Source organism: Candidatus Pelagibacter communis (assembly GCF_001180165.1).
In the GTDB taxonomy this organism is placed as follows: Bacteria; Pseudomonadota; Alphaproteobacteria; order Pelagibacterales; family Pelagibacteraceae; genus Pelagibacter; species Pelagibacter ubique_P.
Window position 1 is genome coordinate 1 of the sequence record NZ_CVSQ01000017.1, and the last position, 20,167, is coordinate 20,167.

General features: G+C 30.0%; 21 protein-coding genes. 17 read left to right on the forward strand and 4 right to left on the reverse strand.

The annotated features are described in order from the left end of the window. The 3 genes from AMN88_RS00905 to AMN88_RS00915 all read left to right on the forward strand — a co-directional run. Window positions 1-897: DUF1501 domain-containing protein (locus tag AMN88_RS00905; protein WP_075536010.1), on the forward strand; the 897-nt coding region annotated here is incomplete at its 5' end. 66 nt (window positions 898-963) lie between these two features. Beyond that, entirely contained in the window at window positions 964-2,349 is a 1,386-nt protein-coding gene (locus AMN88_RS00910) for a hypothetical protein (protein ID WP_075536011.1), read from the forward strand. Continuing rightward, window positions 2,350-3,492, forward strand: a complete 1,143-nt coding sequence (locus AMN88_RS00915; protein ID WP_075536012.1) for a hypothetical protein — start codon at window positions 2,350-2,352, stop codon at window positions 3,490-3,492. It abuts the gene before it with no gap. Window positions 3,493-3,503: 11 nt separating this feature from the next. Here the strand turns inward: AMN88_RS00915 and AMN88_RS00920 are convergent, their stop codons facing one another. The 3 genes from AMN88_RS00920 to AMN88_RS00930 are packed head-to-tail and all read right to left on the reverse strand — an operon-like array spanning window position 3,504 to window position 5,406. Further along, the gene (locus AMN88_RS00920; RefSeq protein WP_075536013.1) at window positions 3,504-3,725 is read right to left on the reverse strand and encodes a hypothetical protein; all 222 of its coding nucleotides are present in this window, start codon (window positions 3,723-3,725) and stop codon (window positions 3,504-3,506) included. A gap of 30 nt (window positions 3,726-3,755) precedes the next feature. Beyond that, window positions 3,756-5,033: a Y-family DNA polymerase gene (locus tag AMN88_RS00925; protein ID WP_075536014.1), complete on the reverse strand. Its 1,278-nt coding sequence runs from the start codon at window positions 5,031-5,033 to the stop codon at window positions 3,756-3,758. Then, on the reverse strand, window positions 5,011-5,406 hold the full coding sequence (locus AMN88_RS00930; RefSeq protein ID WP_034390305.1) for a LexA family protein: 396 nt from the start codon (window positions 5,404-5,406) through the stop codon (window positions 5,011-5,013). Before AMN88_RS00930 ends, AMN88_RS00925 begins: the two co-directional genes overlap by 23 nt. Window positions 5,407-5,581: 175 nt before the next feature. Here AMN88_RS00930 and AMN88_RS00935 point away from each other — a divergent pair, with 175 nt between their 5' ends. The 7 genes from AMN88_RS00935 (at window position 5,582) to alaS (ending at window position 12,789) form a co-directional block, all read left to right on the forward strand. Continuing rightward, entirely contained in the window at window positions 5,582-5,776 is a 195-nt protein-coding gene (locus AMN88_RS00935) for a hypothetical protein (protein ID WP_075536015.1), read from the forward strand. Window positions 5,777-5,779: 3 nt separating this feature from the next. Then, window positions 5,780-6,163 carry a VOC family protein gene (locus tag AMN88_RS00940; protein WP_256997769.1) on the forward strand — a complete coding sequence of 128 codons (384 nt, stop codon included), beginning with the start codon at window positions 5,780-5,782 and terminating at the stop codon, window positions 6,161-6,163. 12 nt (window positions 6,164-6,175) lie between these two features. Next, window positions 6,176-6,541 (forward strand): GFA family protein, encoded by a 366-nt coding sequence (locus AMN88_RS00945; protein ID WP_075536016.1) that lies wholly within the window; start codon window positions 6,176-6,178, stop codon window positions 6,539-6,541. Beyond that, on the forward strand, window positions 6,507-7,478 hold the full coding sequence (locus AMN88_RS00950; RefSeq protein ID WP_256997770.1) for a uridine kinase: 972 nt from the start codon (window positions 6,507-6,509) through the stop codon (window positions 7,476-7,478). Before AMN88_RS00945 ends, AMN88_RS00950 begins: the two co-directional genes overlap by 35 nt. Further along, window positions 7,475-8,767 carry a TolC family outer membrane protein gene (locus AMN88_RS00955; RefSeq protein ID WP_075536018.1) on the forward strand — a complete coding sequence of 431 codons (1,293 nt, stop codon included), beginning with the start codon at window positions 7,475-7,477 and terminating at the stop codon, window positions 8,765-8,767. Before AMN88_RS00950 ends, AMN88_RS00955 begins: the two co-directional genes overlap by 4 nt. Before the next feature lie 107 nt (window positions 8,768-8,874). Continuing rightward, window positions 8,875-10,029, forward strand: coding sequence for a recombinase RecA (gene recA / locus AMN88_RS00960; RefSeq protein ID WP_023854927.1), 1,155 nt, complete (start codon window positions 8,875-8,877; stop codon window positions 10,027-10,029). A 93-nt stretch (window positions 10,030-10,122) separates the two neighbouring features. Further along, window positions 10,123-12,789 (forward strand): alanine--tRNA ligase, encoded by a 2,667-nt coding sequence (alaS, locus tag AMN88_RS00965; RefSeq protein WP_075536019.1) that lies wholly within the window; start codon window positions 10,123-10,125, stop codon window positions 12,787-12,789. On the opposite strand, the gene AMN88_RS00970 is transcribed toward alaS, so the two are convergent. Next, on the reverse strand, window positions 12,781-13,995 hold the full coding sequence (locus AMN88_RS00970) for an NADP-dependent isocitrate dehydrogenase (protein ID WP_075536020.1): 1,215 nt from the start codon (window positions 13,993-13,995) through the stop codon (window positions 12,781-12,783). The two genes, alaS and AMN88_RS00970, sit on opposite strands and share 9 nt — an antisense overlap. Before the next feature lie 76 nt (window positions 13,996-14,071). Between AMN88_RS00970 and AMN88_RS00975 the strand changes: the two genes are divergently transcribed. Genes AMN88_RS00975 through guaA form a run of 7 tightly spaced genes read left to right on the forward strand, consistent with a single transcriptional unit; the run spans window position 14,072 to window position 20,161 of the window. Beyond that, window positions 14,072-14,719, forward strand: coding sequence for a phosphatidylserine decarboxylase (locus tag AMN88_RS00975; protein WP_075536021.1), 648 nt, complete (start codon window positions 14,072-14,074; stop codon window positions 14,717-14,719). A 3-nt stretch (window positions 14,720-14,722) separates the two neighbouring features. After that, a complete protein-coding gene (gene pssA, locus AMN88_RS00980) occupies window positions 14,723-15,532 on the forward strand; it encodes a CDP-diacylglycerol--serine O-phosphatidyltransferase (protein WP_075536022.1) in 810 nt (269 codons plus the stop codon). Beyond that, window positions 15,532-16,443 (forward strand): glycosyltransferase, encoded by a 912-nt coding sequence (locus tag AMN88_RS00985; protein ID WP_075536023.1) that lies wholly within the window; start codon window positions 15,532-15,534, stop codon window positions 16,441-16,443. The genes pssA and AMN88_RS00985 overlap by 1 nt, the downstream gene beginning before the upstream one ends. After that, complete coding sequence (locus AMN88_RS00990; RefSeq protein ID WP_075536024.1) at window positions 16,444-17,055, forward strand: RlmE family RNA methyltransferase; 612 nt, start codon at window positions 16,444-16,446, stop codon at window positions 17,053-17,055. A 37-nt stretch (window positions 17,056-17,092) separates the two neighbouring features. Beyond that, window positions 17,093-18,169, forward strand: coding sequence for an IMP dehydrogenase (guaB, locus tag AMN88_RS00995; protein ID WP_075536025.1), 1,077 nt, complete (start codon window positions 17,093-17,095; stop codon window positions 18,167-18,169). Further along, window positions 18,169-18,609: a tetratricopeptide repeat protein gene (locus AMN88_RS01000; protein ID WP_075536026.1), complete on the forward strand. Its 441-nt coding sequence runs from the start codon at window positions 18,169-18,171 to the stop codon at window positions 18,607-18,609. The genes guaB and AMN88_RS01000 overlap by 1 nt, the downstream gene beginning before the upstream one ends. Beyond that, a complete protein-coding gene (gene guaA, locus AMN88_RS01005; RefSeq protein WP_075536027.1) occupies window positions 18,599-20,161 on the forward strand; it encodes a glutamine-hydrolyzing GMP synthase in 1,563 nt (520 codons plus the stop codon). Before AMN88_RS01000 ends, guaA begins: the two co-directional genes overlap by 11 nt. Window positions 20,162-20,167: the final 6 nt, after the last annotated feature.

A 20,167-nucleotide genomic window follows, 5' to 3' on the forward strand; every position in this document is an offset into this window, starting at 1 on the left:
AAAGAAAACACTGGTGCTATTGTTCATGCAACTAGCATTCCATACACAGCTCGATCACATTTTGAAGGTCAAAACTTAATGGAGTCAGGAGGAAAAGTTCCTTACCAAGAAAAAACAGGTTGGCTTGGAAGAGCAATGAAAATAGCTAACCATAAAGGAGAGGGTTTAGCTTTATCTTTACCTATGCCGTTGTTATTAAGAGGGGTACCTAAAAACAATAATTATTATCCTTCTGATGGACGTCTTCCAAGAGAAGAAACGCTTGAATTATTAAGATCAATTTACGCAGATAGTTCGGAAGAGGAACTGTTAGATATGATGAATTTTGTTAAGAAAAGAAAAAATGAGCAAATGATGGGTATGACGTCGAGTTACGGAAAAAGAAAAAATGGCAACTTAGCAATGAAAGCTGCTGAGTATTTAAAAAAACCCGATGGTCCAAGAGTTGCAGTATTTGAAGTAAATGGATTTGATACTCATGCTGCTCAAGGTGGAATTAACGGTACTCACACCAAATGCCTACTTGAAATGGATGAAATAATTGAAAATCTTAAGGTTTATTTAAAAGAAGCTTATAAAGATACTTTGATATTAACAGTTACAGAGTTTGGAAGAACAATCGCTCAAAATGGAGGAAATGGAACAGAACATGGTTACGGTACTGCTCTATTTATGGCCGGTGGTTTATTAAAGAAAAGCCAAGTGTATTCTGATTGGCCAGGATTAAAAAGAAAAGAGCTTTATCAAGGAAGAGATTTAAATGCTACGATTGATGCACGATCTGTTTATGCCTCTGCCATGTCTACTGTATTTGATTTAGATTTTAATAGAATTCAAAAAGAAGTTTTCTTTGGAGACAAATTACAAAATTTATCTGACAAGCTTTTTAAAGCTTAAAGTCTGGTTTTGCTGACTTTTAAATCAAGGGACAACAAAGTTAACGGTTAAAATAAAGGCATCAGAGTGAAAAAAATATTACTAATCATTACTTTAAGCTTATTAACTTCAAGCAATCTATTTGCTTCAGAGTGGTTCAATCAAATGAAATTCAATAAATGGCTTTTGGAAAATGGTCACTCTCAATATTTAAAAAATGGAGGTGAACCGGTTGATTATTGTGCAACATTAAAAAAAAATAGTGCTAGCTGGTTACATGAGGAATGTGGAAATTATCCTGAAGGAAAAATGATAACGATGAACAATTTAGATATTAAAATTAAAAACAAAGCGTTATCAGGTACCAATATTGCTTATCATTCAAACCCAAACAGAGATACCTTGATTTACTATTTATGGAAATACTCATATAGAGATAGAGGTGGACATTTAAAAGAGTTTAAACCCACAAATAGTTCATACGATTTTAAATTCAACTTAATTGAAGATGAATTTGTAAAAAAGCAAATGAAAACTAAAGGCATCCTTAGTTATTTATATTATCAAGACGGTGAAGTATTAATTGACGAACTTTCTCCCAAAGAAAGATTAGGAGAGTTTTTGAATAATGAAACAAAATTTTATTCAATGTCGATGGGTAAGTCAGTAACTTCTTATTTAGTAGGCCACGCCATATGTGAGGGTTATATTGATGGAGTTGATGCAAGAGTAAATGACTGGCCTATAATAAAAGATTCACTTTATCATGATCAAAAATTAATTAATTTTTTAAACATGAATACTGGTGATCAAAAATATATCGATGAGTTTGAAGATGGTACTAGTAAATTAGGTGCATATGAAGATAGAGATATAGAGACAACTATGCGTTTATTCTTTAGAAATAAAAATGCAAAAAAATCTAAGGAAAGATACAATTACAACGGATTTGTCACTCAGTTAATTTTAAACTATATGAAATTTAAAATCGGTGAAGATTATGACAAATTTTATAGCAAAGTTTTCAATGATAAAATAAAGATCAAAAATAGCATTCGTTATGGCTATACTAGTCTTCAAGAACATTTTGGAAATGGACATCCCAACATAATGGCAACAAGATTTGACTATCTTAGAATAGCAAAAGCTATAATGGATGATTATCAGAATGGCACTTGTGTTGGAAAATATTTAAAAGAGATTTACGAAAGAAGAATACCAAAAGGAAGCAAAGAAAAAGAAGAGCCCTTATTTAATCGTACAAAATCGTACGGGGGTCAATTTCATATGGATTTTCCAGGATTAAAAGACCAAATTATATTTGGTATGGGTGGCTATGGTGGGAATATGATTTTAATTGATGTAGAAAATTCAAGAATACTAGTTGTTAATTCCCTTCATTATAATAATAAAAAATACAAATATAATCACAAAAAACTACTGTACGATCCATTTAAAAAAGGAAAAGGTTAAATGAGAAAAATCTTAACAGTTATTTTTATATTAATATTTTCAACTTCTGCTTTTGCAAATAAAAATAAAAATACTTGGGATTACCCTCTAATAGATTATCGAGGATGGGTTATTAAAGGTTCAAAAGATCATTATAAATTTCAATCAGATTTAAAAGAAGATAAAGACGTTCTAAAAGAATTTAAAAAAAATAAAGACACAGGAATTATTAGCTATCTATTATTTGAGAATGATAAAATTGTTATTGATGTTGCTGATATTCCTAAAAAAATTAGTAGCGGAGAATACATAATTGATGGTTTGTTACCCTCACATTCAATGGGCAAAAGTTTAGTGTCTTATGTAACAGGTCACGCAATTTGTGAAGGCTATATTGACAGTGTTAATGTAAAATTAAATGATTGGCCTTTAATTAAAGATACTCTTTACGAGGATGCGGTACTGCTTGATCTTCTGAATATGAAAGGTGGAGATCAAAAATGGGTTGGAGAAAGAAGAAATATTGGTTCGGACAATAGGATCAAAGGTGAGAAGCCAGAAGAGAACGTGAATGTTATTGGTCTAGTAAAAGTAAAGGATAAATATTTAAGAGGCACAGAAAAAAGTAAACTGATTTATAATTATAGCGCTTTAACTACCAATGTAATCATGAATTACGTAAAACATAAAGCAGGTGATAATTGGGATAAATTATTACACAATGTATTTAATGAGCACGTTAAAGTTAAAAATAATGTTCAATTTCAAAAATCTAGAAGATATGGAGATTTTGTTTCTGCAAGATATTCCTTTTATGCGGATAGATATGATTACTTAAGAATTGCAAAAACAATGATGGAAGATTGGCATAACGATACTTGTGTAGGCAAGTATTTAAAAACAATTTATAAAAATAGAATTAAAAAGAAAGACAACGTAAAACATTCAACCGATGTAGGTCTTTATACAAAATCCTATGGTGGCCAAATTCATTTTGATCTTTTTGGAATAAAAAAAGAAAGAAAAATTTTAGGATTAAGCGGATTTGCAGGACAAAATATATTGATTGATTTAGATAATAAAAGAATAATAGTTATTAGTTCATTATTTAGAAATTATAATTGGAAAAAAATTGTTTATAAAAAAATCAAAAATAACAGTTAATGAAAAAGATTTTAGCAGCAACCGCAGCTTTTTTTAGCAGCTTTTGGTTGATCATCAGCTTTTGCAGCTTCTAATTCTTTTTGTTCTTCCTCAAGAGCTTTTTGTTTCTTTGAAATCTTATCTTCAAAGTAATCATATAGAGAGGCAAAACCTAATTTAGAGGCTCTTTTTTCCTCATAATCTCTTCGCCCTTTAAGGTTTTCAATTATTTTGACTATTTCTTGGTTTTGCATGCTTCTTTTTTATTAAAAAAACCAGATAAATCAACCTCTAATAGTTGGCAAACTATAAAAGTCAGCAGTATCAATTTTAGAGGAATATTGCCTTCTCATGTTCCACTTTTTATGAACCCCAGCACTAGCGACACTTAAAGTGGATCTTCCATATCGATGATTAGTATTATCAATGGATCTCATTAAGCTATTTATTTTTTCATCCTTTTCAGATGTAAATAAATTTGTTTTATCACTTGCATTTGACAATCCTGTTAGCATGACACCTGCTTTTTGATAACGGTAACCATTTTTAAATATACTTTCCAATATTGAAACTGCTGTCTTAACTGTTTCAATACTGTTGTTTGTTGCAATTGGAAAATCAACAGTTTTTGCATTTGAATAATAACCAAAGTTTCTTTGGAAAGGACTTGTTCTAACAAAAACTGTAATTGCTTTTGCAACTAAAGACTCTGATCTAATTTTTTCAGAGGCATTTAAACAATAATTTGCGACTGCTTCTTTTAATTCTTGAAATGTTTCAATTCTTTTTCCAAATGATCTTGAAACTACACAACTTTTTCTTTTGGTAGTAGTTGTTTCTAACCCAATACAAGAAATTCCTCTAAGCTCCATTGCAGTTCTTGAACTTAAAACATTAGAAGATTTTTTGATCCAGGTATTAGATTTATTTTTTAATTGCTTAGCATTATAAATTCCATGCTTTTGATAAAACTTAGTTAGTTGTCTACCAACACCCCAGACATCATTGATTTCAACTTTTTCTAAAATAGGATCTAAGTTTTCAATGCCGATTAAACTTGTCACTCCAGATTGTTTTTTCTTAGCAATATGATTTGCAACTTTGCTTAAAGTCTTTGTATTTGCAATTCCAATACTTGTTGGGATACCCGTCCATTGTAAAACTGTTTCTCTAATTTCTTTTCCAACTTTTTCAACTTCACTATCAGGAAAGTTTGATAAATCTAAAAAGGCTTCATCAATGGAGTAAACTTCTATTTCTGAATTAAATCTTTTAAGAGTTCGCATTACTCTTCTTGATAAATCTCCATATAAAGAATAGTTTGATGAGAAAACTTCAACTTTATTTTTAAGAATAATATCTTTTGCTTTAAAATAGGGTTCACCCATTTTAATTCCCAAAGCTTTTGCTTCATTTGATCTTGAGATGATACAACCATCATTGTTAGACAAAACTACAACAGGTTTTCTTCTTATTTTAGGATTAAATAATCTTTCACATGATACATAAAAAGAATTACAATCAATTAATGCTATTTTTTTAGTACGTTGAATGGATGACATAAGTAACAACCCCCCAAATAAAAATATCTTGTTCTTCGTTAATTAAAATTCTGTCAGAAAACTCTTTAGATCCAGAAGTTAAAAATTTTTTATCTCGTTCTTGAACTAAAGTTTTAACCACAAGTTCATCATGAACATTTGCAATCACTGTTGAAAAGTTTTTTGGTTTTAAACTTTTATCAACTACCAATAAGTCACCATCATTAATCCCAACATCGACCATTGATTTACCTTGAACTCTAATGATGAAAGTTGCTGGAACATTTCTTATTAAATGCATGTTCAGATCAATATCTTCTTCGATATAATCAGTAGCAGGGGAAGGAAAGCCAGCGCCTGCTTTATGTAGATAATAAGGGATTGTTAGTTTCATGTTCTTGTTTTGTTCTAATTTATAGACCATTTATACAATACACTCAAGAGGTTGTATTTTGAGTCCGTAATTGAATCAAAAGTGAATCAAAACGTGAACATCGAAAACAACATTTGGTGGACATGTGGATAACTTTTACAATAAGTAGTCTTAAAGTGATTTATAAAGGAAAATTATGATTTGTATTAAAGCCAATATTCCAGAAGAGTTAAACGAAATAGATGATGAATTAAAAGCAGTTTACCATAGCAAAGACACTGTTTGTTTTTTCATATTAAAAACAAGAGAATTAAGAAATAAGTTTATAGAAGAAACCAAGGGAATGAACAAAAGTGAAAGAGAAAAAGTTTACGAGGAATATAATAAATAAATTATGAATATTTTAGATTTTGTGATGGTTGGTTCTGATGATCATGAAAAGTCAGGTGATTTTTATGATGCTGTCTTTGAACCTTTGAAATTAAAAAGAGTTTTGAAAACACAAAAATACCTTGGTTACGCTCATTCAAGTGATCCAGAGAAAGTCCAATTTTATGTAACACGTCCAGTAAATGGAAAAGATGCAACGTTTGGTAACGGAACCCAAGTAACTTTATTAGCAGATAATAAAGAAGCAGTTGAAAAATTTTACGAAATTGCAATCTCAAAAGGAGCAACAGATGAGGGAGCTCCAGGAGTGAGAAAAGATGGAAATTATTATGGATATATTCGTGATTTAGATGGAAATAAGATTGCAGCTAAAAGTATTTTAAAATAAAAAAGGAGTTATATGAAACTAAATTGTCATTGTGGAGCTGTAGAGGCAGAAATTAAAGCTACAGTTAATGAATTAGCAAAAATTGTAAGATGCAATTGTTCTATTTGTAAAAGAAAAAATGCAACAATGGGGATGGTTAAAAACGAAGATTTTAAAGTTACTAAAGGACAAGATAAATTAAAACTTTATCAGTATCATACTAAAGTTGCTAACCATTACTTTTGTACTGAATGTGGAATTTACACTCATCATAATCCAAGAAGTGCACCAGCTATGACTGGATTTAATTTAGGTTGTGTGGATGAAGTTAAAGTAGAGGATTTAAAAGAAGTAGCTTACTTTGATGGTCTTAACCATCCAATGGATCAAGAAAAATAAAAGTTCAATGAAATTATCTGAAGAGTGTTTTAAGAAAGTTAAAAAGGATTGTTTTAAATTTATTAAATCACAAGAAACTCCAACTGAAAAGTTTGGCAATAAAGAGGGGATGATAAAGAATTTTTTAATCCCAATATGTTTTTGGATTGCAAAAAAAGCAGATAACACAAAACCTTACTTTGTTGGTTTAGCTGGAGGACAAGGAACAGGCAAAACAACTATTAGCTCCATAATAAAGATAATATTAGAAAAGTATTTTAAATTAAAAGTATTCAAGATCTCTATTGATGATTTTTATAAAACTAGAAAAGAAAGAATAGCTTTATCAAAAAAAGTACACCCAATGTTACTTACTAGAGGAGTTCCTGGAACTCATGATATCAATATGATGTTGGATTTCTTTAAAAAATCAAAAAGTAAAAAATTCAATAAATTAAAATTACCAAATTTTAATAAAGCAATTGATGACAGATTTCCTAAAACCAAATGGAACAAAATCAATAAAAGACCAGAAGTAATTATTTTTGAAGGATGGTGTGTTGGTGCAAGAGCGGAAGCTCACAAGACATTAAAAAAATCTATTAATTCTATGGAAAAGGCAAAGGATCGCAAACTGGTTTGGAGAAAATATGTTAATCAACAACTAAAAACTAAATATAAAAAGCTATATTCTCAGTTAAATTGCATGATTTACTTAAAAGCAAAAAACTTTAGTTTATTACAAAAGTGGAGATTAAAGCAGGAACATAAACTATGGTTAAAAACAAAGAAAAAGGGTGGTCATAAAATAATGAGTAAAGGAGATGTTATTAATTTTATGCAAACCTACCAAAGAATAACTCAAAACATGTTCAAAAATATGCCTAAATACGCCTCTATAATTTTAAATTTAAACAGTAACCATCAAATTAAAACTGCTGTATATAAATCGAAATGAAAAAAATATTTATAATAGTAATTACATCAATATTATATTTTAGTAATGCTTTCGCAGTTACGCTTCTTGATGCATTAAATCAAACTTATAAAAATAATATTCAATTAAATGCTGAGAGAGAAAATATTAAAGCATCAGAAGAGGATGTAAATATTGCAAAGGCTGACTACAAACCTTCATTAACATTAAGTGGAACAAAAAGTATTGAAGATACAAATAAACTTACCAATCAAAGTGGAGGTGATGCAAGTATAACTGATGTAGACCCGTTCACTACTTCAATTAAATTAGAACAAACATTGTTAGATTTTGGTAGGGGCTTAACTCTTGAAAAAAATATTACTGCTTTAGATTTAGCAAAAGCTCAATTAGTTAAAAAAGAACAAGATATTTTGCATAAAGCAATCGATGCTTTCACAAATTTAATTTTAGCTAGAGAAACTTTAAATATAAATGAAAAAAATTTAAATCTTTTAATTAGACAAGTTGAAAATGATCAAATTAGAAGAGACAGAGGTCAAATTACAAACACTGACTTAGCTCAATCCGAGTCATCACTTGCAGGTGCTCAAGCTCAATTTGCAAAATCAAAAAGTGATTTATTAATTAGTAAACTAAATTATGAGAATATAATTGGTAAAATTAGTGATCCAAACCAATTACAGAAAAATTCAACAGCAATAGTCAATATTCCAAAATCTTTAAACGAGGCAATTGGTATTTCAAAACAAAATAATCCGGATATTCAAATAGCAAAATTTGATTTAGCTAAAGCTGAAAAAGAATTAGCAATTTCAGAGTCAGACTTAAAACCAACTGCTTCTTTATCTTTAGAAAGATCTTATACTGATGATCTAAGTTCTACATATGATGAAAGAGAAAAAGATGTATTAAAGGCAACAGTTAATTGGCCTTTTTATTCAGGTGGAAAAAAAAGATCAACTATTTCTAAAAATTCAAACTTAACTACCAGAAAAAGATTACTGTTAGATGATGCTGTTAGAACAAATGAAACAAATGTAGCAAGTGCTTGGTCTAGTTTAGAGTCTTCAGAAAGTTTTTTAAATTCAGTTAGGGTTCAAGTTAATGCAGCTGAAATAGCTAATGAAGGAATAGCTGCAGAATACGAAAGAGGCTCGAGAACAACTTTAGATGTTATCCAATCAAATGCTTTATTACTTTCCGCTCAGATTTCTTTAGCAAATTCTGAGAAAAATTATCTCATGGCTCAATACAATCTGCTTAAGTCAGTAGGTTTGCTTAATAGCCAATATCTAAAACTTAAGTAATTATTTGATTTTTAAGGCTAAAAAATAAATATATTGCTAATGAGAACAAAATGTGTACATTTATTTCATGATTCGAGTGTTAAAAAATTTAAAAAAAGAGGCAAAAAATGACGAAAAATAACCTAAAAGTAGTTAAATCTACTAAAGATCAAGAAATGGATGTTAAAGAAAAGAACAAAGCGTTAGACGCTGCTATAGCTCAAATTACAGATAATTTTGGAAAAGGCTCTGTAATGAAGCTTGGTGAAAAGAGAGCAATGGATATCGAGTCTGTTTCAACAGGTTCTTTAAGTCTTGATTTAGCTTTAGGTATAGGTGGATTACCAAAAGGAAGAATTATTGAAGTTTATGGACCAGAGTCATCTGGAAAAACAACATTAGCGTTACAAGTTGTTGCTGAAGCTCAAAAATCTGGCGGAATTTGCGCATTCGTTGATGCAGAACATGCATTAGACCCAGTTTATGCAAAAAAATTAGGTGTAAATACTGAAGAACTTTTAATTTCACAGCCAGATACCGGTGAACAAGCATTAGAAATCGCTGATACACTAGTAAAATCGGGCTCTATTTCAGTAATCGTTATCGACTCTGTTGCAGCTTTAACTCCAAAAGCTGAAATTGACGGTGAAATGGGAGATCATCATGTTGGTCTACAATCAAGATTAATGAGTCAGGCTTTAAGAAAATTAACAAGTTCAATTTCAAATACGAACACAATGATGATTTTCATCAACCAAATCAGAATGAAAATTGGAGTTATGTTTGGAAGTCCAGAGACAACATCAGGTGGTAATGCACTTAAGTTTTACTCATCTGTAAGAATGGATATTAGAAGAATTGGTGCCATCAAAGATAAAGATGAAATTATTGGTAACTCTACAAGAGTGAAGGTAGTTAAGAATAAAGTAGCACCTCCATTTAAGGTTGTCGAATTTGACTTGATGTATGGAAGAGGAATTAGCAAGATGGGTGAATTAGTCGATCTTGGTTCTAAAGCAGATATAATTGAAAAATCAGGTGCATGGTATGCTTACAAAGGTGAGAAGATTGGTCAAGGTAGAGAAAATGCTAAGACTTATTTAGCTCAAAATCCTAAAGTTGCTGCAGAAATTGAAATGGCAATTAGAGAAAAAGCAGGTGTGATTTCTAAGAAAATAGAAGGAAATCCAATAGATCCTGAAAAATTGGAAAAAGAAAAGAAAGTAGCTGAAAAAGAAGAAGCTGAAAAAGCAGAAGCTACTCCTCCTTCTAAAAAGAATTAATAGGTCATCTTTATTAATAAAAGGCGCTTAATTTAAGCGCCTTTTTTCCCTTCGGTATCTAGACATAGAATAAAAAAGCTGTATTTTAAAAATATGGCAGACAAAACACTCAATGAAATAAGAAATACTTTTCTAAAGTATTTTGAAAAGAACGATCACAAGATAGTAGAATCTAGTAATTTAGTTCCAAATAATGATCCTACATTGATGTTTGCCAATTCTGGAATGGTTCAGTTTAAGAATGTATTTACTGGATTAGAAAAAAGAGATTATGTGAGAGCAACTACATCACAAAAATGTGTAAGGGCAGGTGGTAAGCATAACGATTTAGAAAATGTTGGTTACACACCAAGACACCATACATTTTTTGAAATGTTAGGAAATTTTTCTTTTGGTGATTACTTTAAAGAACAAGCAATTCACTATGCTTGGAACTTAATTACAAAAGATTTTGGAATAGATAAAGACAGACTTTATGTAACTGTATTTCATGAAGATGATGAGGCCTTTAATTTTTGGAAGAAAATAGCGGGTTTTAGTGATGATAGAATTATAAGAATTGCTACATCAGATAATTTTTGGTCAATGGGAGAGACAGGTCCTTGTGGCCCATGCTCTGAAATATTCTTTGATCATGGTGATCATTTACCTGGAGGATTACCCGGAAGTAAAGATGAGGATGGAGAAAGGTTTATAGAGATTTGGAACTTGGTCTTTATGCAATTTGAACAAGTTACAAAAGATAAGAGAATAAATCTCCCAAAACCATCTGTCGATACTGGTATGGGTTTAGAGAGAATTGCAGCCTTACTACAAGGTACTCATGATAATTATGAAACAGATCATTTCAAAAAAATAATCAACTCTGCCTCAGAAATTGTAAAAGTTAAATCAGATAAATCTAATCTTTCAAGTTTTAGAGTTATAGCTGATCACTTGAGAGCTAGTTCATTTTTAATTGCTGAAGGTGTTTTGCCCTCAAATGAGGGAAGAGGATATGTTCTTCGAAGAATAATGAGAAGAGGGATGAGACATTCTCATTTACTTGGATCAAAGGAACCAGTTTTTTTTAACTTGTTTGATACTCTTAAAAATGAAATGTCAGGAAACTATCCAGAATTAGTTAGAGCTGAGTCTTTAATTAAAGAAACTTTAAAAATGGAAGAAGAAAAATTCTTAGTTCTATTAGACAGAGGAATAAAAATTTTAAATGATGAAATATCTAAAATAGACAAAGTGTTGCCAGGTGAAGTAGCTTTTAAATTATACGATACCTATGGTTTCCCGTTAGATCTTACCGAAGATATTTTAAGAAATAAATCAATGTCAATTGATACTGAAAAGTTTCAATCTTTAATGAAGGAAAGTAGAGAACTTGCTAAGAAAAATTGGAAAGGTTCTGGAGATGCGGCGGTTGAAGATATTTGGTTTGGAATAAAAGATAAATTAGAAGCAACTGAATTTTTAGGATACGAAACTAATCAAGCTGAAGGTGTCGTTTTATCTCTTTTAAAAGACAATAAAGAAGTAGATCAGTTAAAAGAAAATGATGAAGGAATGATTATAGTAAATCAAACCCCTTTCTATGGTGAGTCTGGCGGACAAGTTGGTGATACTGGTGAAATAGTATCAAATGATTTTAAATTTGAAGTAACCGATGTTCAAAAAAAATTAGGAGATTTATTTGTCCATTACGGAAAGGTTAAGAGTGGATCTATAAAAATACAGGAAAGTGTAGAGTTAAAAATTGATGTGGAAAGAAGAGATAATACTCGTGCGTATCACTCAGCTACCCATCTATTACACGAGTCCTTGAGAAGAGTTCTTGGCACGCATGTTACTCAAAAAGGATCTTTGGTAGAGCCTAGTAGATTAAGATTTGATTTCAGTCACATGAAACCTATTTTGAATGAAGAAATTGATAAAATAGAGGAATTTGTAAACAAAATGGTATCTAAAAAATCTGAGGTTAAAACTAGATTAATGACACCTGATGAGGCAGTTGAAAATGGTGCTTTAGCATTATTTGGTGAAAAATATGGAGATGAAGTAAGAGTTCTTTCGATGGGAGATGAGGACGGTAAGTATTTTTCTACTGAATTATGTGGTGGAACACACGTTAAAAACACTGGTGATATTGGTAAATTTAAGATTGTCAGCCAGTCCTCAATTGCTGCAGGGGTTAGAAGAATTGAGGCTTTGAGAGATAAACAATTAGAGGAATATTTAAAAAATAAAGAAAAATTATCAAACCTATCTGCAGAAAAAGATGAGGAAACAATTAAAGAATTAAGTCAGCAAATTATTAAATTGGGAGGAAAACCAAGTCTAGAAGAAATTGACCAGAAAACTTTAATAAAAAATTTAACTAAACAATTAGAAACTATCTCAGTAAATGCAATTTTAAAGGACAAATCTAAAAATATTATTAAAGATGAAGAAATTAATGGAGTTAAGTTAAGACTCCAAAAAATAGATGGATTGCCTCCAAAAGAATTAAGAAAACTTGTAGATAAAGGTAAAAAAGATTTAGGTGAAGGTATTGTGGTTGTATTTGCAAATAAAGATGACAAGGTTGGATTAGCTGTTGGCGTAACTGACAATTTAACTAACAAGTTTGATGCAGTTCAATTTGTTAAAGTTGGATCTGAAATAATTGGTGGTAAAGGCGGTGGTGGAAGAAAAGACTTTGCTCAAGCTGGTGGCCAAGATCAATCAAAAATTGAAGAAGCTTTTAAAAAGCTTAAGAGTTTAGTTTAATTTTTTTTTTAAATTACCATCAATTTCATCTAAAAATTGATTTGTAGTTAAGAATTTACTATTTGGACCAACAAGAATTGCCAAATCTTTTGTCATTGATCCACTTTCTACACACTCGATACAAACTTTTTCTAAAGTTTGTGCAAATTTAATTAGTTCTTCATTACCATCTAATTTACCTCTGTGAGCTAATCCTCTAGTCCAAGCAAAAATTGATGCGATCGGGTTTGTTGAAGTTTCTTTTCCTTGTTGATGCATTCTATAATGTCTAGTTACTGTTCCGTGAGCAGCCTCTGCTTCCATTACTTTTCCATCTGGAGTTAATAATGTACTTGTCATTAATCCCAAAGAACCATAACCTTGTGCCATAGTATCTGATTGCACATCTCCATCATAATTTTTACAAGCCCAAATATATTTTCCACTCCACTTCATTGCACATGCAACCATGTCGTCAATTAACCTATGTTCGTAAGTTAAATTATTTTTTTCAAATTCGCTTTTATATTCTTTGTCGAAAATTTCTTGGAAAATATCTTTAAATCTTCCATCATATTGTTTTAGAATTGTATTTTTAGTAGACATATAAACAGGCCATTTTTTAATTAACCCATAACTGAAACAAGATCTTGCAAAGTCTTCAATAGACTTATCTAAATTGTACATTGATAAAGCCACACCAGGACCTGTAAAATTAAATACTTCATATTTAATTTCATCTTTTCCATCTTCAGATGTCCACTTCACTTCCATTTTTCCTTTTCCAGGAACTTTAAAATCAGTTGCTCTATATTGGTCACCAAATGCATGTCTTCCAATAATCACTGGATCAGTCCAAGAAGGGACTAGTTTTGGGATATTTTTGCAAATAATTGGTTCCCTAAATACTGTTCCTCCAATTATATTTCTTATCGTTCCGTTAGGAGATCTCCACATTTTTTTTAAATCAAATTCTTCTACTCTTGCTTCATCAGGAGTAATAGTTGCACACTTTATTCCAACACCAATTTTTTTGATTGCATTCGCAGAGTCTATTGTGATTTGATCATCAGTATTATCTCTGCTTTTCATGCCTAAATCGTAATATTCAATACCAAGATCTAAATATGGGAGGATTAATTTATTTTTGATGAACTCCCATATAATACGAGTCATTTCATCGCCATCCAGCTCTACAACTGGGTTTTTTACCTTGATTTTGCTCATTAAATAAAAATTATCTTATTAATTGAATTTGATCGTTTTATATACATATTAATCGAAAATTAGCAAATAGAAGAATATGTTTAGTAAGATATTTCCAAAGATTCACACAGAAGGATACAAGTTTATAGTCATAGCTGTATTCATAACTATCATTTTTCTAATTATTAATAATTTTTTAGGATTAATAGGAATTTTACTAAGTGTCTGGGTCTATTATTTTTTTAGAGATCCAGAGAGAACAATTATAGGAGACGATAGTTATCTTGTAAGTCCTGCAGATGGAGAGGTGATTAAAGTTGAAGAGGTAGACGGTCCTAAAGAACTTGGACTAGAAAATAAAAAATTTAAAAAAATAAGTATTTTTATGAACGTCTTTGATTGTCATGTAAACAGAACACCGTGCTCAGGTATTGTTGAGGATATTTTATATAAACCAGGTAAATTTTTAAATGCATCTTTAGATAAAGCAAGTGAAGACAATGAGAGGAATTATTATAAAATTAAAGATAAACATGGGAATGATATTGTAGTCGTTCAAATTGCAGGATTAGTTGCAAGAAGAATAGTTTGCGAAACAAATAAAAATCAGGAATTAAATCAAGGTGATAGAATTGGGATGATTAGATTTGGTAGTAGAGCAGACGTTTATTATGAAAATTATGAACCACTAGTAAAAGTTGGTCAAACAGCAATTTCTGGAGAAACACTGCTGGCTAAAAATTAACTTATGGAACAACCAAAAAACAATTTAAAAATTGTTACAGATAAAAAAACTAACGCAAGAGTGATTTTGCCTAACATGCTAACTCTTATTGGAGTTTGTATAGGTCTATCATCAATAAGATTTGCATTAGATGGAAAATTTGAATTTGCGATTATAGCAATTATGTTTGCCGCTCTTATTGATGGATTAGATGGAAGAATAGCAAGACTAATTAAAGGGACATCAAAAGTTGGTAAGGAGTTAGACTCTCTTACAGATATGATAAGTTTTGGAGTAGCTCCAGCATTTATTATGTATTTCTGGAAACTAAATACATTAGGAAGATTTGGTTGGTTGCTATGTTTAATATATGTAATTTGTGTTGCATTACGTTTAGCTCGTTTCAACGTAAACACAGGTCAAGCACCTTCTTGGAGAGATAATTTTTTTGAAGGAGTTCCATCACCTGCAGGAGGTATTTTAGTTTTAAGTCCATTGATATTTAGTCTTACAAGCTTTGAATTTATAAAGATAAATTATGATGTTGTCGTTCCAGTTTTTTTTATTGCAACATCTCTGTTATTGATCAGTAAATTTCCAAGTTATTCATTTAAAAAAATTGTAATTCAAAGAAAGGCAACTATTTTTCTATTATTTGGAATAGTTTTATTTTTTGGATTACTTTTAATATATCCATTTAACGTTATATCTATTAGTGCAATTATATACTTAGGTATGCTTCCATTTAGTTTTTTTCATTATCAAAAATTAAAAAAACAAAACGAAGATCAGAATTATAAAGATGAAGATGATGATCTTGAAGATATTTTGTGATGAAAAAAAGTGTTATTGTATCATTAGCTGATTCAAATTATTTCCCTTTATTAAATGAGTTAATAGACTCTATAAAAAGATTTAAAGAGAGCTCTGAAGTTGCAATATGTATTTTGGATGCTGGTTTATCAGAGGATCAAAAGACTGAATTATCATCAAAAGTAGATGAAATAAAATCAGCAGAGTGGGATATAAAAGTTCCAGATAGCAAAATCAAAGGGCGCGAATGGTTAAAGAGCCAAGTATCTCGGGCTTTTTTACCAAAATATTTTCCGAGCTTTGAAAAATATTTATGGATTGATTGTGATGCTTGGGTCAATGATTGGCAATCTGTTGAGCTTTATTTTAAAGCGTGTGAGAATGGCAAATTAGGAATTACACAAACTATTGGACCAGGTTACAAGATTACTTCTAGAGTAAATTGGGTTTTTGGAAAACTAGCAATTATTAAATCTCAAAATTTTAAACACGCAATAAAATCTAATATTGATTTAGAAAAAGCTAGAAAGTTAGCTTTTGCTCCTCATATCAATATTGGTGTTTTTTCTTTAGAAAAAAATTCAACGTGTTGGAATTCATGGCAGGAAAACTTAAAGCAAACACTTAAAGGTGGAGAAATATTTGGCTCTGAACAATTAGCGATGAATATGTCTGTTTATGTTGATAATGTCGAAACTGAATTTCTTCCTTTAAACTGCAATTGGATCACTAGTAACCTTTTGCCAAAGTTTGATGAGGATAAAGATACATGGGTAGAGCCTTATTTACCTAATTATAAAATTGGAATTATGCATTTAGCTGCTGGTATATGGAAAGATAAAGAAGATATGAGACTTAACAAGAGTATTAAGATAGATATTCAAACTCTTACAGGTAAAATTTTAAATAAAAGTTTAAGATTTAATAATTAATTGAAAAAAAATAAAATATCCAAGAACTGGGTTAATAAGCAGCGTAGGGATATCTATGTAAGACAATCCAAAGTCGATGGGTATCGTGCTAGATCAGCTTACAAATTAATTGAAATTGACGAAAAATTTAAAATTTTTAAGGGTGGATTGTCAGTAATTGATATTGGTGCAGCTCCAGGAAGCTGGTCACAATATGTTCTCAAAGCAGCTAAAAGTGGAAAATTGATATCTATAGATTTAAAAAAAATGGAACCCATAGGTAATAGTGTTCAAATCCAAGGAGATTTTACTGAAGAAAAAACTCAAGACGAAATTAAAAAAAATATAAACGGCAAAGTTGATGTCGTAATGTCTGATATGGCCGTAGATACAACTGGGATTAAAAATATAGATTCAATACAAACTGGAGAACTGTGTAAAGAGGCAATGTTTTTTGCAAAAGATTTAATGAAAGAAAATGGATATTTTATTTCAAAAATTTTTATGGGAGGAACATTTAACGAAATCGTCGCAGAGGGAAAAAAATATTTTAAAGAAGTTAAGGTTTTTAAACCAAAATCTAGCAGAAAAGATTCCAAAGAAAGTTTTATAATTTGTAGAAAAATCCGATAGAGACTTTTAATTTAAAAGGAATCGTATATAAAAGATTATGGTTCCCATAAAAGAAGCACTTACCTTTGACGATGTTACATTAGCTCCAAAGTATTCAGAAATATTACCTTCTGATGCAGACACTAGTGTATCTTTAACAAAGCATTTGAAACTTAAAATTCCACTTTTATCATCTGCAATGGATACTGTCACAGAGAGCAGAATGGCAATAGCTATAGCTAAGGCTGGTGGTATTGGAGTAATTCACAGAAACCTTGAAATTAAAACACAATTATCAGAGATAAAAAAAGTAAAAAAACAAAAACTAATTGTTGGAGCAGCTGTAGGTGCAGCACCGAATGAATTTATTAGAGCTAAAGAAATAATTAAAGAAGGTGTAGATTTAATCGTTGTAGACACAGCACATGGCCATACAAAGAAAGTTGCTGAAATAATCAAATATATAAAAAAAATAAAAACTAACAAAATTGCTTTGTGTGCAGGAAATATTGCAACACCAGAAGCTGCAAAATTCCTAATAAAATTAGGAGTAGATATAATTAAAATTGGTATAGGGCCAGGTTCTATTTGTACAACAAGACTGGTTGCTGGTATAGGAGTTCCTCAATTAAGCGCAATTTTAGCTGTAAGAAGTGGTTTAAAAAATAAAAATGTTAAAATAATTTCAGATGGGGGAATAAAATATTCAGGTGATTTAGCAAAAGCTTTTGCTGCAGGAGCTGATGCTGTAATGATAGGTTCGTTATTTGCAGGTACAAACGAAACCCCAGGAAAATTAATAAAAAAAAATGGACAGCTTTTCAAAAGCTTTAGAGGCATGGGGTCTGTTGGAGCTATGAATAAAGGTTCAGCCGATAGATACTTTCAAAAAAAACAAAAAGACTCCTCAAAATATGTGCCTGAAGGTGTTGAAGGTTTCGTAAAATATAAAGGAGATGTTGGGAGTATTATTTATAAATTAATTGGTGGATTGAAATCTTCTATGGGCTATCTTGGATCAAAAACAATCATTAAATTAAGAAATAAACCACAATTTGTGAAAATTACAAAAGCTGGATTTTATGAAAGTATGGTTCATAATGTAGATGTGGTAAAAAACGATAGTAAATATTAATGAATAAATTTTTAAAATTATTAGGATTAATACTTTTAACAGCTTCTTTTAACAGCACGTCTTTTAGTAAAGAAAATTTTTTTAATGAAGCTTTAGAATTGTTTAAAAAAGAAAAATATGAAGATGCGCGTTTTCTATTTGAGAGAAATATTGTTTTTAATCCAAAAGATGCAAACTCATATTTATATTTAGCAAAAATTTACAACCAAGAAGAAAATCAAAGAAAAGAAGAATACAATTTAGAAACGACACTTTTAATTGAGCCTGATAACGAAGAAGCTTTATTAATGTTAATGAAAATTGCTTTAGAAAAATCTAATTATGAAAAAGTCAAAGATCTTTCAGATAAGTTTGTAAAAGTTTGTAAAAATTTATGTGATGAAAACAAAGATATTCAAGAGTCATTAAAAAATATAGAACCTGAAAATAATGAGTCTTGATCAAAATCTTAACAAAATCTTAATAATAGATTTTGGTTCTCAATTTACCCAATTAATTGCAAGAAGAGTAAGAGAATTTGGCGTGTTTTCAGAAATAGTTAGTCACAAAAAAATAAAACTAAAAGACATAAATCACAGTGTTAAAGGAATAGTATTATCTGGCGGTCCATTAAATGTTTATCAAATAAATAAATATTCATTTGATAAAAAAATTTTACAACTTGATATACCAGTTCTTGGAATATGTTTTGGGCATCAAATTTTATCAAAACTTAATGGTGGAAGAGTAAAACAATCTAAACATAGAGAATTTGGTTTAGCTAATGTCTATAAAAAGAATAACAGTCTTTTAACAACTAATTTTTTTGGAAACAAAAAATCTAAACAAGTTTGGATGAGTCATGCTGATCAAGTTTCAAAACTTCCTAAGAGTTTTAAAGTTGTAGCATCAAGTACTAATTCAAAATTTGCAATTGTTGAAAATAAAATTAAAAAATATTATGGAGTACAATTTCATCCTGAAGTAACGCATACTGAGAATGGAAAGAAGTTAATAAGTAATTTCATTTTTTTAATTTGTAAAATTAAAAGAAATTGGTCTTCTAGGGATCAAAAAAATCAGCTTATTAAAGATGTTAGAAAACAAGTTGGAAATAACAAAGTTATTTGTGCTTTATCAGGAGGTGTAGATAGCAGTGTAGTTGCTCAATTACTGAATAAAGCTATTGGTAAAAAACTTTATTGTATTTTTGTAAACACAGGCCTTTTAAGAAAAAATGAAGAAGTACAGGTAGTTCAAACTTTTAAGAAGCGTTTAAAAATGAATTTAATTTATGTAAATGCTGAAAAGGAATTCTTAAAAAAATTAAAAAATGTTTCTGACCCAGAAAAAAAAAGAAAAATAATTGGTAATTTATTTATCAAAATATTTGAGCGATACGCTAAGAAAATTAAAAATGTTAAATTTTTAGCTCAGGGCACTCTTTATCCAGACTTGATTGAAAGTAAATCAGTTACTGGTAGTCAAACTTCTAAAATTAAATCACATCATAATGTTGGTGGCTTACCAAAAAAAATGAATTTAAAATTAGTAGAACCACTAAAATTCTTATTTAAGGATGAGGTAAGAAAATTAGGATTAGAGTTAAATTTAAGTAAAGAAATTATTTCAAGACATCCTTTTCCTGGACCAGGCTTAGCAATTCGAATGCCAGGTATTATAACTAATGAAAAAATTAAAATTTTAAAAGAAGCTGATTATTATTTTATTCAAGCTTTAAAAGATCACGGTCTTTATCATAAGATCTGGCAAGCTTATGCAGCATTGCTGCCAGTTAAAACTGTAGGTGTTATGGGAGATAATCGAACCTATGAATATTTATGTTTATTAAGAGCAATTACATCTGAAGATGGTATGACAGCTGATTATTATGAATTTAAAAAATCCTTTATGCAAACTATTTCAAATAAAATAGTTAACAGTATAAGAGGTATAAATAGGGTAGTGTATGACGTTACTTCAAAACCACCAAGCACTATTGAATTAGAGTAGTTTTTA